20 protein-coding genes are annotated in these 19427 nt (G+C 40.2%); 8 read left to right on the top strand and 12 right to left on the bottom strand.

Annotated features, from left to right (window positions below; genetic code table 11):
• Positions 1-290 precede the first annotated feature (290 nt).
• Positions 291-1487, top strand: a complete 1197-nt coding sequence (gene purT, locus FNZ24_RS06070) for a formate-dependent phosphoribosylglycinamide formyltransferase (RefSeq protein WP_153913572.1) — start codon at positions 291-293, stop codon at positions 1485-1487.
• Between the two features lie 92 nt (positions 1488-1579).
• On the opposite strand, the gene FNZ24_RS06065 is transcribed toward purT, so the two are convergent.
• The 5 genes from FNZ24_RS06065 to FNZ24_RS06045 all read right to left on the bottom strand — a co-directional run bounded on the left by FNZ24_RS06065 (position 1580) and on the right by FNZ24_RS06045 (position 5871).
• Positions 1580-2530 carry a D-2-hydroxyacid dehydrogenase gene (locus FNZ24_RS06065; protein WP_153913571.1) on the bottom strand — a complete coding sequence of 317 codons (951 nt, stop codon included), beginning with the start codon at positions 2528-2530 and terminating at the stop codon, positions 1580-1582.
• Between the two features lie 14 nt (positions 2531-2544).
• Positions 2545-3168: an outer membrane beta-barrel protein gene (locus tag FNZ24_RS06060; RefSeq protein WP_228768396.1), complete on the bottom strand. Its 624-nt coding sequence runs from the start codon at positions 3166-3168 to the stop codon at positions 2545-2547.
• 85 nt (positions 3169-3253) lie between these two features.
• Positions 3254-4030 carry a co-chaperone DjlA gene (gene djlA / locus FNZ24_RS06055; protein WP_153913569.1) on the bottom strand — a complete coding sequence of 259 codons (777 nt, stop codon included), beginning with the start codon at positions 4028-4030 and terminating at the stop codon, positions 3254-3256.
• 152 nt (positions 4031-4182) lie between these two features.
• Positions 4183-4863 (bottom strand): N-acetylmuramate alpha-1-phosphate uridylyltransferase MurU, encoded by a 681-nt coding sequence (gene murU / locus FNZ24_RS06050; protein ID WP_153913568.1) that lies wholly within the window; start codon positions 4861-4863, stop codon positions 4183-4185.
• A gap of 3 nt (positions 4864-4866) precedes the next feature.
• Complete coding sequence (locus FNZ24_RS06045) at positions 4867-5871, bottom strand: aminoglycoside phosphotransferase family protein (protein ID WP_153913567.1); 1005 nt, start codon at positions 5869-5871, stop codon at positions 4867-4869.
• Positions 5872-6004: 133 nt separating this feature from the next.
• On the opposite strand from FNZ24_RS06045, the gene lptD reads away from it, so the two are divergent.
• The 7 genes from lptD to FNZ24_RS06010 all read left to right on the top strand — a co-directional run bounded on the left by lptD (position 6005) and on the right by FNZ24_RS06010 (position 14947).
• Positions 6005-8305 (top strand): LPS assembly protein LptD, encoded by a 2301-nt coding sequence (gene lptD, locus FNZ24_RS06040; RefSeq protein ID WP_153913566.1) that lies wholly within the window; start codon positions 6005-6007, stop codon positions 8303-8305.
• 134 nt (positions 8306-8439) lie between these two features.
• Positions 8440-9744 (top strand): peptidylprolyl isomerase SurA, encoded by a 1305-nt coding sequence (surA, locus tag FNZ24_RS06035; protein ID WP_153913565.1) that lies wholly within the window; start codon positions 8440-8442, stop codon positions 9742-9744.
• A 9-nt stretch (positions 9745-9753) separates the two neighbouring features.
• Positions 9754-10740: a 4-hydroxythreonine-4-phosphate dehydrogenase PdxA gene (pdxA, locus tag FNZ24_RS06030; RefSeq protein WP_153913564.1), complete on the top strand. Its 987-nt coding sequence runs from the start codon at positions 9754-9756 to the stop codon at positions 10738-10740.
• Between the two features lie 7 nt (positions 10741-10747).
• On the top strand, positions 10748-11551 hold the full coding sequence (gene rsmA, locus FNZ24_RS06025) for a 16S rRNA (adenine(1518)-N(6)/adenine(1519)-N(6))-dimethyltransferase RsmA (RefSeq protein WP_153913563.1): 804 nt from the start codon (positions 10748-10750) through the stop codon (positions 11549-11551).
• Positions 11552-11602: 51 nt separating this feature from the next.
• The gene (apaG, locus tag FNZ24_RS06020; RefSeq protein ID WP_153913562.1) at positions 11603-11983 is read left to right on the top strand and encodes a Co2+/Mg2+ efflux protein ApaG; all 381 of its coding nucleotides are present in this window, start codon (positions 11603-11605) and stop codon (positions 11981-11983) included.
• Positions 11984-11987: 4 nt separating this feature from the next.
• Positions 11988-12803, top strand: a complete 816-nt coding sequence (locus tag FNZ24_RS06015; RefSeq protein ID WP_153913561.1) for a symmetrical bis(5'-nucleosyl)-tetraphosphatase — start codon at positions 11988-11990, stop codon at positions 12801-12803.
• Positions 12804-12925: 122 nt separating this feature from the next.
• Complete coding sequence (locus FNZ24_RS06010) at positions 12926-14947, top strand: HAMP domain-containing methyl-accepting chemotaxis protein (RefSeq protein ID WP_153913560.1); 2022 nt, start codon at positions 12926-12928, stop codon at positions 14945-14947.
• Between the two features lie 363 nt (positions 14948-15310).
• Here FNZ24_RS06010 and FNZ24_RS06005 read toward each other — a convergent pair whose 3' ends face one another.
• From FNZ24_RS06005 to rplU, 7 genes are all read right to left on the bottom strand, one after another.
• Positions 15311-15703 carry a DUF3718 domain-containing protein gene (locus FNZ24_RS06005; RefSeq protein WP_153913559.1) on the bottom strand — a complete coding sequence of 131 codons (393 nt, stop codon included), beginning with the start codon at positions 15701-15703 and terminating at the stop codon, positions 15311-15313.
• Positions 15704-15789: 86 nt separating this feature from the next.
• Positions 15790-16266, bottom strand: coding sequence for a type 3 dihydrofolate reductase (gene folA / locus FNZ24_RS06000; RefSeq protein WP_153913558.1), 477 nt, complete (start codon positions 16264-16266; stop codon positions 15790-15792).
• A 28-nt stretch (positions 16267-16294) separates the two neighbouring features.
• Positions 16295-16762 carry a threonine/serine exporter family protein gene (locus FNZ24_RS05995; RefSeq protein ID WP_153913557.1) on the bottom strand — a complete coding sequence of 156 codons (468 nt, stop codon included), beginning with the start codon at positions 16760-16762 and terminating at the stop codon, positions 16295-16297.
• Positions 16759-17523 (bottom strand): threonine/serine ThrE exporter family protein, encoded by a 765-nt coding sequence (locus tag FNZ24_RS05990; protein ID WP_153913556.1) that lies wholly within the window; start codon positions 17521-17523, stop codon positions 16759-16761. The genes FNZ24_RS05995 and FNZ24_RS05990 overlap by 4 nt, the downstream gene beginning before the upstream one ends.
• Before the next feature lie 62 nt (positions 17524-17585).
• On the bottom strand, positions 17586-18752 hold the full coding sequence (cgtA, locus tag FNZ24_RS05985; protein ID WP_153913555.1) for an Obg family GTPase CgtA: 1167 nt from the start codon (positions 18750-18752) through the stop codon (positions 17586-17588).
• A 232-nt stretch (positions 18753-18984) separates the two neighbouring features.
• Positions 18985-19239 carry a 50S ribosomal protein L27 gene (gene rpmA / locus FNZ24_RS05980; protein ID WP_055024328.1) on the bottom strand — a complete coding sequence of 85 codons (255 nt, stop codon included), beginning with the start codon at positions 19237-19239 and terminating at the stop codon, positions 18985-18987.
• A gap of 16 nt (positions 19240-19255) precedes the next feature.
• On the bottom strand, positions 19256-19427 hold a 172-nt coding region (rplU, locus tag FNZ24_RS05975; RefSeq protein WP_153913554.1), incomplete at its 5' end, for a 50S ribosomal protein L21.

Here is a 19427-nt window from a genome sequence, read left to right as displayed (position 1 = left end):
AAAAGTAACCAAGGTTAATAAACGCTAAACCTTAAACTGTTTAGCCCAAAATCAAAGTTTCATAAATCGGTAATTCACCAACTCGCACAACATAAAGCGCAACACAAACACAACCTAAACATAACACAAGAGTATCAATAAATATCTGTAAAACACTGTTTATTCGCTAAAAAAATAACTCTTTTCTCGTGATCTTTTACACATTTATAGGCTTTGCTAATCAATCAAGTTCGAATACAAGATAAAATCCTGATGCAATAACCCTACGAAGCTTCCTAGAAGGTAAAACAATGAACGCGAAGACCCCATTTGATTTTGGTACAGCAGGCACTGAAGGCTCAATTAAAGCAATGCTGTTAGGTTGTGGTGAACTTGGCAAAGAAGTTGCCATTGAACTGCAACGATTTGGAATCGAAGTCATTGGAGTAGACCGCTACCCTAATGCGCCAGCAATGCAAGTTGCTCATCGATTTCATGTGGTCAACATGCTTGATGAAGTCGCTTTAAAAAATGTTATCGAACTAGAGAAGCCACACTTAGTTATCCCAGAGATTGAAGCTATTGCCACTCAGACCTTAGTTGAAATGGAAGCCCGTGGGGTTAACATTATCCCAACGGCCAAAGCAACTCAGTTGACCATGGACAGAGAAGGCATTAGACGTCTTGCAGCTGAGACATTATCAATCCCCACTTCACCTTATTTCTTTTGCGATACTCTTGCTGAATTTAAAGCAGCAATCGTACAAATTGGTCTACCTTGCGTAGTTAAGCCTGTCATGAGTTCATCAGGCAAAGGCCAAAGTGTTATCAAGACGGAACAGCAAATAGAGCAAGCTTGGCAATATGCACAAGAAGGCGGAAGAGCTGGCGGTGGACGAGTGATTGTAGAGGGTTTTATTGATTTTGATTATGAAATCACCTTGCTAACAATTAGTGCGATTAATGGTATTCATTATTGTGCTCCTATCGGTCATAGACAAGAAGACGGGGACTATCGTGAATCTTGGCAACCACAAGCTATGTCAGCAATAGCACTGGCAAAATCTCAAGAGATTGGTCAATCGGTTGTTAAGGCCTTAGGCGGATTTGGATTATTTGGCGTCGAGCTATTCATTAAAGGCGATGAAGTCTACTTCTCAGAAGTTTCACCGCGTCCCCATGATACTGGATTAGTCACTTTAATTAGCCAAGATACCTCTGAATTTGCTTTGCACGTTCGAGCCATCTTGGGTCTACCAATTACTGATATTAAGCAGCATAGCGCAAGTGCATCTGCGGTTATTCTTGCTGAAGGTCAATCATCAAACATTCGCTACCAAGGCGTAGCTAATGCCTTGAAAGAGACCGACACTCAAGTTAAGTTGTTTGGTAAACCTGATATCGATGGCCGCAGAAGATTAGGTGTCGCACTAGCTAGAGATAAAGATATTGAATCTTCAATCGCTAAAGCCAAACGTTCTGCAGCTGAAGTAAAGGTCGTTTTTTAATTCGCAGTAAAATGCTGAGCACCTTACTCGTAAAACGAAAAAGCCTAACATGTGAGTGTTAGGCTTTTTACTTGAGCATTATTTGAGACATGCTAGTTCACTGTATTAATCGGTGAGCCATTCAAAAACTGCTTCACATTATTCACTGCAATGTTCAATAGGTTTTGTCTGGCTTCAATTGTTGCCCACGCTATATGTGGAGTAATAATAATATTATCGGCTGATAATAAAGGATTATCTTTTTCTGGTGGCTCGGTAGAAAGCACATCAACTGCGGCGAATAATTGTTGCTGAGATAATGCTTTAGCCAATGCCTCCTCATCAATTAATCCTCCCCGCGCAGTATTCACCAACAAAGCACCTTTTTTTAATAGCGATAAACTATCCGCATTAATCATCTTATCTGTCGCCTCATTAAGTGGGCAATGTAATGAGATAATATCTGCTTGAGCAAGTAAGCTATTCAAAGGTTGCCAACTGATATTATCAGCTAAGCCAGTCTTCTCACGACCACTAGTAATTATCACCTTCATATTAAATGCTAATGCTAAATTAGCCACTTGTTGGCCAATGTCACCAAAGCCGACAATCCCGATTGTTTTTCCTTTGAGCGACATTAACGGTGATAAAGTAAAACAAAAGTCCCGAGACTGTGTCCATTGACCTTGTTTAACGGCAGAGTCATGTAAAGTGACTTGCTGGCTGTGCTGCAAAATTAATGCAAAAACCATTTGAGCTACCGCATCAGGGCCGTATGCAGGAACATTGGTGACGACGATATTACGAGCACTCGCGGCCTTCATATCGACAACATTGGTGCCTGTTGCTGTCACACCAATGTATTTAAGCTTGCTACATTGTTGAAGAATGGCTTCAGTGATAACAGCTTTATTAGTCAATACAATATCGGCTTGATGGCAGCGAGGAATAATTTGATCGACTGTACTGTGCTCAAAAGCCTCTACATCACCTAATGCTGACAATTCTGACCAGCTAAGATCCCCAGGGTTTAATGTATAGCCATCAAGTATCACAATTTTCATTCGCAAAGACCTATTTAAAATTTAACCTCTAAACCGACATTGGCTTGTCCTTGCCACATAACATCTGCCGATATATGCCATAAACATTCATCGGGGCCGCAAAAGAATGTGTTATCTGAATTTACGAATGTCGCATAACCCCTTACATCAGCAAATAATGCAACCTGAGGGGTAATCTCGAATGCGGCGCCACCGCCAAACCCCATTGAAAAACGTGTTTCTGAAGAAAAGTTACCACTAGGACGCATATGCGTCGCGCCCGCGCTGACCGTTACATAAGGCTTAAACTTGCCATTAGGGAAATATAAACTGCCGCCTAAATGGAAATAATCAACATCTAGCTCATTAAAGACTTCATCTGTAAATGCGCCATTTCTGACATCTGTTGCCTGAGTGCTATATAAAAAGTAAATGTTGCCAGGATCTTTGGTGGTGGTACCAATCATAACCCCATAATGCTCAGATTCAGTAATCTTTAATTTGCCAGTGTCATTGGTATTAGGGTCAGAAATATCAAACTCACTACTACCAAAACTATAACCGCCGAAAGGCGATACATAAATTTCAGCTTTGGCAGGAAGCGTCATAGCGGCGGTACAAGCAATAGAAACAAAACTAGCAATAACGGTTATTCTCATGTGTAACTCCATATACAACAATCAAGCATCATTGAAATTGCTCGAATATGTCTACCCGAGCGATTCTTTTTAGTTATAAGCTCTTTTAGCGCATCCCTCTGGATGTTTTTACAGTTTCATAAGCAGATTGAATATCTTGAGCTTTTGCTTTGGCAAGCTCCATCATTTCTTCTGGCAGTCCTTTGGCAACTAATTTATCTGGATGATGTTCATTCATCAATTTACGGTAAGCCCGTTTAATCTCTTGATCGCTTGAAGACTCTTCCTTGCCTAACAAGGAGTAGGCGTCATCAAGTTGCATTGTATTGCCTTGTCCCGACTGATGATGGTGAAACTCAGCTTGCCAGCGGCTCAGTAACGCATCTAAATGAGCTTGCCCCAAGCCTAACTCTTTGGCAACAGTAGATAAAATTTGTTTTTCTTTACTGTGTAACTCACCGTCTGACAAGGCTGTTTGGATTTGAATCTCTAAAAACATCTGCAGAATTTCATTGCGGCCTTGAGTCATCGCCCGAAATTCACGAAGTGTCTGCACCAAGTCAAAATCAGCATCGCGACCTTTTCTGAATGCCGCTTGGGCATCTCGTCTAGCATCGCCAGTTAATTTCATTTGATCCATTAACATCGAAGCGATGCGAATATCCACATCAGTTACATGCCCAGATGCTTTTGCCACATGCCCCATTACTGTAAATGTGGTATTGAAAAACTGCGCTTGTCTTGCTTGACCTTTGCGCAGCATGTCAGCAAAGCCTGCACGCTTATCAAATAAATGACCTAGCCATAAACCAATAAGGGCACCAAAAAACCTGCCAAACATAAAGCCAATGATAGCTCCAAAAAACTTACCCCAAATACGCATCAAACTTCCCGCTAAATAACACCAGCACAAGTAAAGTGTACCGGTTAAATGAATTAATGATTTTCAATAACTTGCTAAAGGCTTTTAATCAGCCGCTAAAACTTTTTAGTAACCGAATTTAAATGACCAACTAAAAGCTCATTCATAAACCACTAAAGGCTTTCAATATAATGTGTCAATTGCTCTAATCGCTCGACAGTGCCGACGTCGCACCAATACGATGTGCTATGACTTCCCGCTATTTTATGTTGCGATATCTTCTGTCTTAATATCGGCCCTAGGGCACTTTTACCCGATGCTAAATCAGCAAACATTTTCGGATGATAAATTCCCATTCCTGAATAAGTCAGCTTATTTTCAGTAGATTCAGCTAATTGATTATCAATAATAGCAAAATCCCCGTGTGGGTTGTGCTGTGGATTATCAACTAACCATAAAAAAGCATCTAATTCTAAATTATTTTGCATAATCGTTTTAGCATGCTCTAAATCAGGTAATTCATCGATATAAATATCGCCATTAATAACCAGAAAAGGCTCAGTCCCGAGCAGAGGTAAAGCGTGTTTTATTCCGCCTGCAGTTTCTAATGCCGTATCTTCAGCACTATATTGAATGCTTAATCCCCATTCACTGCCATCGCCTAATAATTCAGCTAATTTATGACCTAACCAAGCATGGTTAATTACAACCTCTTTAAAGCCTGCAGCTGCCAGTTTTTCTAAGTGGTAGGCAATTAATGCTTTCCCAGCAGCTTTAACCAATGGTTTAGGTAACGAATCCGTTAGGGGTCTTAAGCGTTCACCGCGGCCAGCGGCCAAAATCATTGCTTTCATCGTTTACCCCTTATCACTGATTCTAGTCAAAACATGCTGTTCAACCCATTGACTAAATGGCGCTAACTTGGGGTACAAGGCTGCAATTTCAACGATATAAGACAATGTGAGTGGAATATCTTTAAGGTAACCTGATTTACCATCGCGATGATTTAGTCTGGCAAATATACCTGCCGCTTTTACATGTCGCTGTAACCCCATCAAGTCAAACCAAGTCTGATACTGCTCAAATGTGACACTTTCACTAATCAATTTTTTATTTTGGCATAAGCTAAAGTGTTCAAGCTTTAGCTTATCAATAATCTCTACAGGCCATTTTATATAACAGTCTCTCAGTAATGAAACAGCATCATAAGTCACAGGGCCGATGACAGCATCTTGAAAATCGATTAAAGCTAATGTGTTATCAACCACTAAAATATTTCGGCTATGGAAATCTCGATGCATGCCAACTTTAGGCTGTTCAAGCGCTGATAATGTCAATTCAGAAAATGCATTTTCAATTATCGATTTATCTTGCTCAGATAACACTAAACCTAAATGCTTAATCAGCAGCCATTCAACGAAAATATCAAGTTCTCGCTCCACAAATACTTTGTCATATGTAGGAAGCGGACCACTTTCAGTTTCAGTTACTGAGGCAACTTGAGGCAACAATGCCAACGCATTTTGATAAAGCCGAGTAACGGTTTGTTCATTTAATTGATTTATAAGCTGCTTATCACCTAAATCTGACTGTAAAACAAAACCATTTTTATCATCTTGAGCAATTATTTCAGGCACTATCAAGCCCGCTTTTTTATAGACATTGGCCATTTGAACGAACGGCAAAATAGGAACCAGCTCAATAGGTGAATCAGAGACTATATAAGAGTTTGCTAAATGTTGAACTCGAAAGTAACGACGAAAACTGGCATCACCGCATATCAGTTCTACAGACACCTCTGTCTTGAAATATTGACTTAACCAGTTCGTTAATAAAATAAATCTTGTATCAGATAAACTCATCTCAATGGCTCTTATTGGAAAATTGCTTTATTATAGCCACATAACACTTGGAAACAGCTAAAGATAAATTGTTAGCTGCGGCTTTTTTTCGTTTCATTTTGTCTAGACTAAGAATTCATAATCATTAATTAAAATGCAGATCCGCTACTTTCTGGCATTGAGCCTGTTACCTAACCTAGTCTCGGCACAAGAACCCTCTGACACAGAAGCGGTTGAGCTTCATTGTGTAATTAACCCTCCGGTTTCTAGTTCTATTGACGAACGTCAACAAGTCCCCAATTTGTCAGCAGAAGATATTGTGATCATTTCAGATCGTTCTGAAGCTGCTATGGGAGATAAAGCGCATTTCTCTGGTAACGTAAATTTTAGCCAAGGCACACGTCACATTAGTGCTGACGAAGCTATTTTGGACCAAAAAAATGAACAACTCGATGCTAATGGCAACCTAATTTTTTCCGATGAGCTATTTACCGTTACGGCAGATTCTCTCAATGCGCAGATGCTTTCTAACAGCGCAACCTTAAATGGTGCTCAGTATTGGTTACACGGCCAGCAAATCCATGGTGATGCCGAACAACTTAAAGTCACTGAACAAAATAACCTTGAATTAAAGAATACCAATTTTACCACTTGTCCTGTTGGTGATAATTCATGGCTGTTAGAAGCGAAAGAAATCAAGATTGATAGCACAGAAGAATGGGGAGAAATTTGGGAAGCTAAAATTCGAATTGCCGGCGTTCCAGTGATGTATGTGCCTTACATGACAATACCCGTATCTGATAAACGTAAATCAGGTTTCTTATTCCCTTCCTTTAGTACTAGTACCACCAATGGCGTTGAAGTCAGCACACCCTATTACTGGAATATTGCCCCAGAATACGATTTAACTTTTACGCCTACTTACATGTCAGCACGTGGTTTTTACTCTAAAACTGAATTTCGATATTTAGCAGGTGAAGATCAAGACGGTCAACTCAACTTAGAGTACTTAGCTGAGGACGACAAATTAGATAACAGCCCTGATCGTTATCTTTATCACTGGCGTCATCAGGGTTCGATAAATGAAAATTGGCGTGTGCTTGCTAACTTTACTGACGTTTCTGATAATAATTATTTCAATGATTTAAGTTCTGATGTCAATCGCTCAACAGACAACCAACTATCTAGAGTTGGTGAGCTTAATTACTTTGAAAAAGATTGGGACTTCGGTATGAAAATCCAAGACATTAAAGTACTTGGTGAAGATGAAGTACCTTATCAAGTGATGCCACAACTTAACTTCAACTACCAAACTAATGATTTTTGGGAAGGGCTAGATTTTAAATTTAATTCTGAACTCACTAACTTCCAACATAAAGAAAATGAATACTCGACAGCAACTCGATTGCACATGGAGCCGAGCATCACTCTGCCAATTCAGGGACCAGCAGGCTCGCTGACCAGTGAAGTAAAATTGCTGCAAACTCAGTACTGGCAGAGTAATATCGATGAGAGCAGTGAACTAGAAGACTCTGTAAATCGTACAATCCCTCAAGTTAGATTGCATGGTCAAGTAAACTTTGAACGTCAAACTCATTTATTTGTTGCTGATTTTAAGCAAACTCTAGAGCCTCAATTTCAATATTTATATGTAGGCTATGAAGATCAAGACGGCATTGGTATTTACGACTCAGCTCAATTACAAGAAGATTACTTTGGACTGTTTAGGGACAGACGTTACTCAGGATTAGATAGAATTGCTGATGCAAATCAAATGACCCTTGGTGTAACAACCCGATTGTTTGATGATGCTAACATCGAAAAACTTAAATTCAGTATTGGTCAAATCATCTTTTTCCAAGACAGCAAAATTAACTACACAGATGAAAATATAGAAGCTGCGCCATCGACTTCAGTATTAGCTGCAGAAATTGATGCGAATTTATATGAAGACTGGTTTATCAGTGGTGCGCTTCAATTTGATACTGAACACGGTGACACTAAAAAGAGTGAAGTGACTTTAGATTTTCGACCTAGTAACGAAAAATTACTTCAGTTCAGTTACCGATATGTACCAGATCTATTGAATACCAATACCAATGACCGCGTTGATATTTCTCAAGTCGGTATGCGTACATCTTGGCCAATCAGTGATGACTTGTATTTTGTTGGGAATTTTTATTACGATCTTAACGAATCTCGTAGCATTGAAACCTACACTGGTGTTCAATATGAATCTTGCTGCTGGGCAATGCGTTTAAGTTATCATTACCGTATTAAAACCAATTATGATGACGATTTAAATCCAAGCATTGATGCTAGAGAGCAATTTGAGAGTGGTATATACCTCAACTTTATTATTAAAGGTTTAGGTGGTTCAGGCCCTCTCGGTGTTGAAGATATGCTAAACGAAGGATTATTTAACTATCGTAAACCACTTTACTTAAGCAATTAGCCATCATTTGTGCATCATTTGTGATAGATTGCTGAACCTAGTGGAAAACAAATAGTCCTATTAAACGTTAACAACACTATTTTGGCGACAGTGCCAATAATAATTAGAAAATTTAAGTGCCAAGGATTCTGTGGATGAAACACTGTAAGAAAATGATTTTAGCTTTATTTACTATGGCTGTTAGCCAAGTATCGATAGCCGCTCCCGTACCATTAGATAGCGTTGCCGTACAAATAAATGAGGGCATCATACTAGAAAGCGAAATCAGCCATATGGTCACTTCAGTAAAAGCCAATGCTGAAAAAGCAGGCCAAGGCTTACCTTCTGATAATGCCCTTCGCACTCAGGTTATTGAACGTCTGATTCTAACTCATTTACAGTTGCAAATGGCAGAGCGAATTGGTTTATCTATTGGTGATTTACAACTCGATCAGACCATCGAAAATATTGCTAAAGAGCAAGGCCTCACCGTTAGCCAAATGCAGCAACAAATTGAAAGTGAAGGTATGAGTTTCGGTCAATACCGTGAACAGTTACGTGAAGAAATCACCATTGGTGAAATTCAACGAATTCAAGTTCAACGTCGTATTCAAGTTTCGCCTCAAGAGATCAATAACCTAGTTAAAATGATCCAAGAGCAAGGCTTAAAGGATGTTGAATTCCAAGTCGGTCATATTTTAATTGAAGTACCAAGCAACCCTACCAGTGAGCAACTAGAAGCTTCTAGCAAACGCGCTAACATCGTGCTTGAACGTTTAAATAGCGGTGAAGATTTCCGTCGTACTGCCATTGCTTCATCATCTGGTCCTAAAGCGCTAGAAGGTGGTATTTGGGATTATATGAGCATTAACGAAATGCCGACGTTATTTGCTGAAGTTGTCACAGATGCCAAAAATGGCGATGTGATTGGCCCTATTAAGAGTGGTTCAGGTTTTCATATCATTAAAATTATGGATGCTCGTGGTTTACAAACCCAAGAAATTAAAGAAGTACGCTCACGTCATATATTGTTAAAGCCATCTCCAATTCTTTCAGAAGATAGAGCAAAAGCAATGTTAGAAAGCTTCTTATCACAAATTCGTTCTGGTGAAGCTGACTTTGCAGACCTTGCCCGCCAATATTCTGAAGACCCAGGTTCTGGGGCAAAAGGTGGTGAATTAGGTTGGGCTGAACCTTCTGTTTATGTTCCTGAGTTTGCCCAAACATTGAACAGCCTAGAACTTTATGAAATCAGTGAACCATTCCGTACTACTCACGGATGGCACATTGCCCAGCTAGAAGAAAAACGTACCACTGACGCAACGGATCAGTTTAATAGTAACCGTGCTCACCAGTTAATCTATCGTCGTAAGTTCAACGAAGAACTGCAAAACTGGTTAGATGAAATGCGTACAGATGCTTACATTGAAGTTTTTGAGCCACAGAGTACGCGGGGTTAACCTAACTTAATGACACAAAGAATTGCGATTACGCCGGGTGAACCGGCGAGTATCGGCCCAGATATTGTTATTAAACTTGCTCAGCAGGCTTGGCCTGCTGAGTTAGTTGTTTGTGCAGATCCACAATTATTAACCAGCCGAGCTAAAATGCTTGGATTACCACTGACTCTTCGCCCTTACCAGCCGACCCTTGAAGCTAAACCTCAAGAGGCTGGTACATTGACGATAGCGCCGTTCACACTTGCAGCTGAAGTTGAATGTGGCAAGCTAAACGAAGCAAACAGTGCTTATGTTGTTGACACCTTACGTTACGCTGGTGAAAAAAATATGAGCAATGAATTTGCAGCAGTGGTGACAGGCCCGGTACACAAAGGAATTATTAACCAAGCAGGTATTCCTTTCAGTGGCCACACTGAGTTTTTTGCATTACAAGCTAATTGCCAAGATGTTGTCATGATGCTTGCAGCTCCTGGGTTACAAGTGGCATTAATGACCACACATATTCCATTGGCTTATGTCTCAAAAGCGATTACTCGTGAACGTTTACACCATATTATTCAAATTTTGCATAGTGAATTAGTGCAAAAATTTGGCATCACTTCACCAAAAATTTATGTATGTGGTTTGAACCCTCATGCGGGTGAAGATGGACACTTAGGACGGGAAGAAATTGATATCATGATCCCTGCTCTTAATGAGCTGCGTGAACAAGATATTGATATTGTTGGGCCATTGCCTGCTGATACGCTTTTCCAACCTAAATACTTACAAGAAGCAGATGTGGTTCTTGCTATGTATCACGACCAAGGACTCCCTGTACTTAAATCTTTAGGTTTTGGGAAATCGGTTAACATCACCTTAGGTCTTCCGTATATTAGAACCTCTGTCGATCACGGCACTGCATTAGAACTTGCAGGCACCGGTGAAGCAGATTGCGGTAGTTTTACCTGTGCATTAAATAAAGCCATTGAATTGGCCTCAAAAGTAAGTAAATAAATTTCCAATGAGCAATAAAGTACATTTAGGCCACACGGCCAGAAAACGTTTCGGACAAAACTTTTTAACTGATGAAAGTGTCATCAGTAGAATCGTGGGCGCTATTTCTCCTGATAATGACCATGTCATGGTTGAAATTGGTCCGGGTCTTGGTGCATTAACCGAGCCTGTAGCTGAAGCCGTTGATAACTTAACGGTTGTCGAGCTTGATAAAGACCTTGTTGAACGTCTGCAAGCTCATCCAGTACTGAAAGATAAATTAACCATCAATCAAGGTGATGCACTTAATTTTGACTTTAGTCAGCTGCAACAAGATGGTAAGAAGATGAAAGTGTTTGGTAACTTGCCATACAACATCTCTACCCCGCTTATGTTTCACCTTTTCGAATTTGCCGAAATAATCGAAACCATGCACTTTATGCTACAAAAAGAAGTGGTTTTACGTCTTTCTGCAAGCCCAGGGACAAAAGCTTACGGCCGTTTAACAGTCATGGCTCAGTATTTCTGTAAAGTTGTGCCAGTTCTTGAAGTGCCACCAGAAAGCTTCAAGCCTGCACCAAAGGTAGATTCTGCAGTCGTGCGCTTATTGCCTTATGATGTGAAACCTTATCCTTGTAAGGATGTAAATGTCCTTCGTCATTTGTGTACGACAGCATTCAACATGCGCCGTAAAACATTAAGAAATAACTTGAAGCAAATGATCACTGATGAAGAGTTTACTCAACTAAACATTGACTCAACTTTAAGACCAGAGCAAATAAGCGTTGAACAATATGTCGCGCTAGCCAATTTGGTTTGCGATAAAAGTTAGATTTTTAAAGGGCACTTTTCACAAGATGCCCTTTCTTTTTTAGGAAGTTTAATGACCTCTGTAGCTGCTAACGTAAAAATCAAAGTAGAAACTAAATACCTCGAAGAACAATCATCAACAGAAGATGAAAAGTATTTATTTAGTTATACCATCACCATTATTAATCTCAGTGAAATTCCTATCACACTTAAAGATCGCCATTGGATAATCACCAATGCAAATGGCGATACCAGTGAAGTGAAAGGCCCTGGGGTTGTAGGTGAAACCCCTACCATTGATCCTGATACCGCTTATCAATACTCAAGTGGCACTGTCATGGAAACGCCCGTTGGTTTTATGGAAGGAAGTTACGGAATGATCACTGAACAGGGTGATAGTTTCAAAGCAGACATTCCGACTTTTAGATTGGCCGTTCCAGGCATTTTGCAGTAACCCTATGGCGCATTATTTCGTTGGAGATATACAAGGCTGTTTTGACGAGCTGCAATTACTACTCGCTAAAGTGGATTTCAACCCAGCTAAAGATGAACTGTGGGCTGTAGGAGATCTGGTCGCACGCGGAAAAGGCTCCTTACAAACCTTACGTTATTTGAAATCTTTAGAAGGCAGCGCAAAGATTACTTTAGGTAATCATGACCTTCACTTACTCGCATTGCACGGTAAGCTCAAAAAAGCCAATCCTAAAGATAACCTAGCTGAGTTACTTGCGGCAGAAGATATCACCAAGCTTATTGATTGGCTAAGACAGCAACCTTTAGTGCAAACATTATCATCACATAATATCGTTATGACCCATGCAGGTGTCCCACCGCAATGGGATCTAAAAACACTGCAAACAGAAGCCCTTGCTGTCAGTGACGCGCTGAAAAAAGACGATTATTTATCTGAATTAATTGCAAAAATGTACACTGAAGCCCCTGATTTATGGGATAGTAAGTCAAAAGGTTTACCACGCTTACGATATTGTATTAATGCACTGACTCGTATGCGCTATTTACACCCAGATGGCAGTTTAGATTTTGCCTGTAAAAAACCACTAAAAGATAAGTCCAAAGGTCTTACGCCATGGTTTAATTTTGATTCAGATCTTAAGAAAACTCACACTTTAGTATTTGGTCATTGGGCCGCCCTTATGGGAGTAACTAACCAAGAGAAAGTATTAGCGTTAGATACGGGCTGTTGCTGGGGCGAATATATGACACTTTGGCATGCTGAAACCAATGAAAAAATAACGCAGCAAAAACTAAAATAATGAATAAATTGTTAAACTAATAAAAATCTTAGCCGATAAAGCTAATAGATCTCACATGATCACATTACCCTGAGCGATCAAGAGACAAATTCGGGATAAAATAATAACAGCCGGAGTATGCTATGAAAATTAATGTTGCCACCAGAGTTATTGGCGGTTTTACTGTTGTCACACTACTTTTAATTGTATTGGGAGGCGTATCACTGCTCACCAATAGTACAATTAAAGATAGTACTACAACATTGCAGAAGGTCAGCTTACCTGCGCTTACTGCAACAGGTGAATTAACACAAAATTTAAGTGCACAGCAAATTCAAATCCTATTTGGTTATTACACAGATCAATCAGCACAAATCCCAGCTGTTGAGAAACAAATCAAAGATGAGTCTGCTGAGTTCACAAAGACACTCAATAAGTTATCAAGCCTTATTTCTGACAGACAAGAATTCTCTTCAAATCTATCCCAGTTAAAATCCAGTTATGCAAGTTTTGAAAAAAACAGCAAGCTAATGCTAGAAGAGCATGAAAGTGCACTGATTAAACACGAAACGCTATTGTCATTGCGCAGTGATTTAGAAGACAGTGCCGATGAAGCATCTTCAATTTTGTTAGATCTTATTGATTTAGAAATGAGTGACGATACAACTGAGCAAAGTATTGCCGCAACAGCCGGCGTTGTAGACAGTACTTTTATCAACATTATCACTACGATTTATGACTTAGTAGCAGCTAAAGATAACAGCAAATACAACGTGATAGTTAATGAGCTTGACTATATGGTCAGTGACACACGCGTTAAGATTGAACACATCAATCGACAGGGGCGCGGTATTGTCAGTGACAACACACTAAATAACTTAAATAGCGAAAGTGAAGCTGTATTTAAATTAATTAATGACAGCAATGGTATTATTGCTATCAAGGGTCAGCAACTGAGCCATGATCAACAAGCAGAGAAAGAGTTGGCTGCAACTGATAAAGCACGTTTAGATGTCAATGCTAAGATGATAAACCTTGCCAACAACATTGAAGGGTTTACTGGCGAAATCAGTAATAACGCCATTGAAAATATCGATTCTGCAAGCTTGAAAACTATGTTTGTAGTCATTCTTGCGATTCTGGTTTCTATCATTGTAAGTATTGCAGTGGTTAAGCCGCTCACTCGCTCTTTAGCGAAAGTGAACCAAGCATTGAACATTTTAGCTTCTGGTGATTTAACTCATAAGCTTGATGACTCTGGCCATGATGAATTCGCTGAATTAGCTAAAAACTGTAATAGCTTAGTCGATAGCTTACGTAATCTGATTGTGGGTATTTTAGACCGCTCAAACCAGCTTGCCGCTGCGGCAGAAGAAACATCTGCGATCACCACCCAAACGACCAGTGGTATCCAAGAACAGAAGAGCCAAGTTGATCAAGTTGCTACTGCGACAACTCAGTTAAGCTCAAGTGCGCAACAGGTTTCAATGAGCGCCGACCAAGCACTAGAGCAAATTAAGCAAGCTGATGAAGAAACCCAGCACATGCGTTCACTAGCTGAAGAAAATAAAGTCACTATTCTCGCTTTAGCTGATGAAGTTGCCAAAGCGGGTCAAGTGATTAATAAGGTTCATTCAGACAGTGCATCTATTGGTTCAATTCTTGACGTTATTAGAGGAATTGCTGAACAAACCAATCTACTTGCACTTAATGCTGCAATTGAGGCTGCACGCGCCGGTGAGCAAGGTCGTGGCTTTGCGGTAGTTGCTGACGAAGTTCGAAGTCTTGCTTCTAGAACACAAGAATCAACCAGCGAAATTCAGCAAATGATTGAGATGCTGCAACAAGGTGCTCAGCAAGCTGTGTCAGTAATGGAGCTAGGACGTACCCAAGCTACAAGCTGTGTTGATAAAACTGAACAGGCTAACTTAGCACTTGAAACGATTAGTCAATCAGTTCATAAAGCTTACGACTCTGGTAACCACATTGCTCAAGCTGCTCAAGAGCAAAACTTAGTGAGCCAGCAAGTTTCTGAGATGCTAGAACATATTGCAGCAATATCAGAAGAAACGGCTACAGGGGCGGATCAAACAGCACAGTCAAGCCATCAAGTTGCAATGCTTTCAGAAGAGCTACAAGGCTCTGTAGGTGAATTTAAAGTCTAACCTTTAAGATGATTCATCTTTTACCCAAAAGGCTCTTAGGAGCCTTTTTTAATGCCTTAAATTATAAAGTGTTCACTCTTTCAGTTAAAGCATGCATAAAGTATCCAAACTTGTCGTTTGTAATTAGCCTTAATACACTAGCCACTTAATGTTCCCTGCTCGCCTTTTGATGTAAATATCAATTTATTATTCATAGTTGCTGATATTTAGCCCATAAAAAAACCGCCATAAAGGCGGTTTTTAGATTAATTGTTATTTGTACTAACGAAAGACGCAAACCAACAACCAATCTGGTTTGTCATGACGCATTAAACGTTCTAATGCACCATAGCGTAACAAATGACTCAATACGTTAATTAACGTTTATTCACCACCGCTGATACGACTTTGAACTGCTGCAGTAATAGCACTTCCACTATGACCATTTGCATTTGCCCAATCAAGAATGCTTTTGCCGTCAGCCTCAGGTGAATTTAAATCACCAGCTGGAAGACGTTTAGCAATATACTCACCCACTTCTAAAGAATTAGAGTTGTAAGCAGTTCTTAATAAGCTGTTACCGTCACAAGAAACACCATCGTAGATATTACGTAATTTAACTCGGCTTTCTTTCAACTTTTTGCGTAAACGATTTTTGTCATTAGATTTTACATAATCACAAATGTTAGCGACAAGTTGTTCAGTATTGGCTTCGGCAGGGGTTGACACAAAAGATGCTGCAATTAGGGCTGCTAAGGCCACTGGCAATAAACGCATCTGACACTCCTTTTTAGGTATTTTTATTTTGTACCTACCATCAAGGGTAAGTATCTATTCAGGGTAACACAGGACACAATTTAACATTATTTAACCAAAGTGTTAAAGCTATATTGCAATTGTGATTCATTTATCTCAACAACCTTCTCTGTCAACTTCCAGCTACCATCATCCCATTCAGGGAAAAAGGTATCACCATCAACAGTTAATTCTATGAAGGTTAGATAAAGGGTATCGGCCACTGGTAGAATTTCTTTATAGAGTTGACCACCACCAATCACAACTAATTCGTCACAATCTTTGACTAACTCTTTTGCTGCCTCAAAAGAATTAACACAACTCACACCATCTGGTTGATAGTCGGCTTGGCGAGTTATCACAATATTGTGACGTCCAGGGAGTGGTCTGCCTATTGATTCGAATGTCTTGCGCCCCATCACTACGGGTTTTCCTAACGTCATGGCTTTAAAGTGTTTTAGGTCTTCAGGTAAATGCCAAGGCATTTTGTTGTCTTTACCGATTACACGATTGTTTGCCATAGCGGCGATCATTGCGATGCGCATGTAAAAATCCTTATAGATGCTTAAGAAATTAAATAATGGGCCTAGTGCGGTAGTAGACGAGAGCTGGCATTGCTAACCCAACAGCTAATGCACCAAGAATAAATACCGTTTTTAAACCATTGAAGATAACCAGCGACGTCAGGTCACTGCTAATTTGATCTTGTACGCTAAGCTGGACTATTGAAATAAGGGTATTGTAAGCGTAGGTTCCAGGTACCATAGGAATAATTGCGGCAACTGAATACATCAAAGGTGGGGCTAAGTGCTTTTTAGCAAATCTAATCGTTATCACGCCGACAAGGGCTGCAGCGGTGAAGGTTGCCCATTCAATTGGCATATCAAAATGCATCAATAATGAGCGAAAACTGTGGCCAATCGCACCAGCTAGTCCGCAGTATGGTAAAAATCGCTTTGGGACATTAAACACCATAGCAAAACCAAGTGCTGGAATGGCTGAGAAAAACGCATCATGCAATAACTCTAAAATGAGGTTCATAGAAATAAACTACCGCCTAATGCCATAGCCAGGGTAATACCTATCACTGTTGCTAGCGTTAATAGCGTGGCGTGTCCCCAGCGAGAGATACCGACATTCATATGACCTTTAACCATATCTGAAATCGCATTAATTAAAGGAAAACCCGGCACCAGCATTAATACACTCGCCGCCATCGCGGTTTTAGGTGTACTCGTTATATCGACGATATAGCCCACTTGAGCAATGAGTGTGGTTATAAATGCAGTGATTGAAAAAATAATCAATAAGTTGAAGTGTTTTTTAACTAAGGACAATCGCACTGACATCCCAATTGCTGAAGCAATAAAAGTAATAACACATGATGCTAAATCGCCACCGAATAAGTGACAAAAGCTGGCACATGATAGACCAATCATCCCTATGACATACTTAGCAGGATAACTCTTTGGTTCAATTCTTTCTAATCGTCTTTTGACTTGCTTAGCATTATAAATGCCTTTCTCTGCCAACAAGCAAATCCGCTGTACTTCACACACAATCATCATATTGATGCCGTGCTCTCTAATACGTCTTGTTGTTGTAATACAGCGCCCATGAACTAGGCTGGTTAACACGAGGGAGTTTGAAGAAATGGAAAGCTCAACACTGGCTAAACCTAGTGCTTTGCCTAAGCGCTGACTAATCTCTTCAACAAGATCAGATTCAGCGCCATAAGCTAAGAGTAATTGCGCACTGCGTACGACAAGACGAGTGATGTCATTTTGAGTTTCTGCGTACACTGGTCTCTCTTATTACCCTTTTAGTGACTCAATGATAATCGAGTAAAATTTATCTCACAATATTAGCGTTGATAAATAATTTCTACATCATAATCGTCTTCGTCAAAGTCATCATCAAAGTCATCGTCATAATCTTCGTTAACTGACTCAACGTTAGCTTGATGATAATTATCCCACTTGAATTCTACTTCATCTTCAGGATTTGCTAGTTCATCTTCAGCAGGAAGCGCTGAAATGAAGTCTAACAATTTCAAACTTAGATCTTCAGTGTTGGTACGGTTGAATGCTGACATCGTATAAATGTCACCTTTCCAATCCATTTCCTTCACGATGCGCTCCATTTTTTCAGCAAGCTCATCTTCTTGAAGTAAGTCGATTTTATTAAACACTAACCAGCGAGGCTTAGCTGCCAGTTTAGGAGAATATTTCTCTAATTCAGCGACAATTGAACGTGCAGACTCAACAGGATCGCTACCATCAATAGGATCAATATCAATGATATGAAGTAATACACGGCAACGCTCTAGATGTTTTAAGAAACGAATACCTAAACCTGCGCCATCTGAAGCCCCTTCAATCAAACCCGGGATATCCGCAATTACAAAACTTTGACCAGGACGTGGGCTGACCACACCTAAGTTTGGCACTAATGTGGTGAATGGATAATCTGCCACTTTCGGTGTTGCACGAGATACAGAGCGAATAAATGTTGATTTACCCGCATTTGGTAAACCTAATAGGCCAACATCTGCAAGCAATAACAACTCAAGTTTCAGCATACGAACTTCGCCTGCTGTACCTAAGGTTTTTTGTCTTGGTGCACGGTTAGTACTACTCTTAAAACGTGTATTTCCAAGACCGTGGAAACCACCTTTAGCCACTAATAGTTTTTGGCCATGAGTGGTTAAATCACCCAATAATTCTTCAGTTTCAAAATCCATAGCACGCGTACCGACAGGTACTTTTAATAACGTGTCTTCGCCACCATGACCAGTACAGTCACGACCACGACCATTCTTACCGCGTTCAGCGATATAAGAACGTACAAATCGAAAATCAATAAGCGTGTTCATGTTTTCGTCTGCGACTAAAAATACGCTACCGCCATCACCGCCGTCACCACCATCTGGTCCGCCGTCTGGCACATATTTCTCACGTCTGAAGCTAACGCAGCCACTGCCACCGTTACCCGCTTCAACTTTGATTTTAGCCTCATCAATAAACTTCATACATACTCCTGACACCACTTAATGTGCCAATTATAACCTCAAAAGACTGAGATGTGCAGGGAAGCGTAGAAGATACAATCACCACAAGTCGCTTACTGCAAAATAAATAACTATCGATGTCATACATCGAAATACTTCGTTGAAGTTTAGTTAACTTAAATCAACAATGAAGTAAAAAACACAAAAGCCCCGCCAGAAGGCGGGGCTTTCAAAGACTGATTAGAGTCTAGAATTAAGCTTCGATGCTAATAAACTTACGGTTATTAGGACCTTTTACTTGAAACTTAACTTTACCGTCTGTTAATGCAAACAAAGTATGGTCACGACCAATACCTACGTTTACACCAGCGTGGAACTTAGTACCACGTTGACGTACGATGATGTTACCAGCAACAACTGATTCGCCACCGAAACGCTTAACACCAAGACGTTTACTTTCTGAATCGCGGCCGTTACGAGTAGAACCGCCAGCTTTTTTATGTGCCATGAGTTAGACTCCTAAATTATGCGCTGATCGCAGTGATTTTAACTTCAGTGAACCATTGACGATGGCCCATTTTCTTTTCGTGATGCTTACGACGATTGAACTTTTGAATAGTTACTTTCTCACCGCGACCGTGGCTAACCACTTCAGCAACAACTTTACCACCAGAAACTAGAGGAGCACCAACGGGG

Source organism: Shewanella sp. TC10 (genome assembly GCF_009663145.1).
Classification (GTDB): Bacteria; Pseudomonadota; Gammaproteobacteria; order Enterobacterales; family Shewanellaceae; genus Shewanella.
Note: the sequence above shows the minus strand (reverse complement) of the source record. Positions and strands in the feature narration are given on the sequence as shown.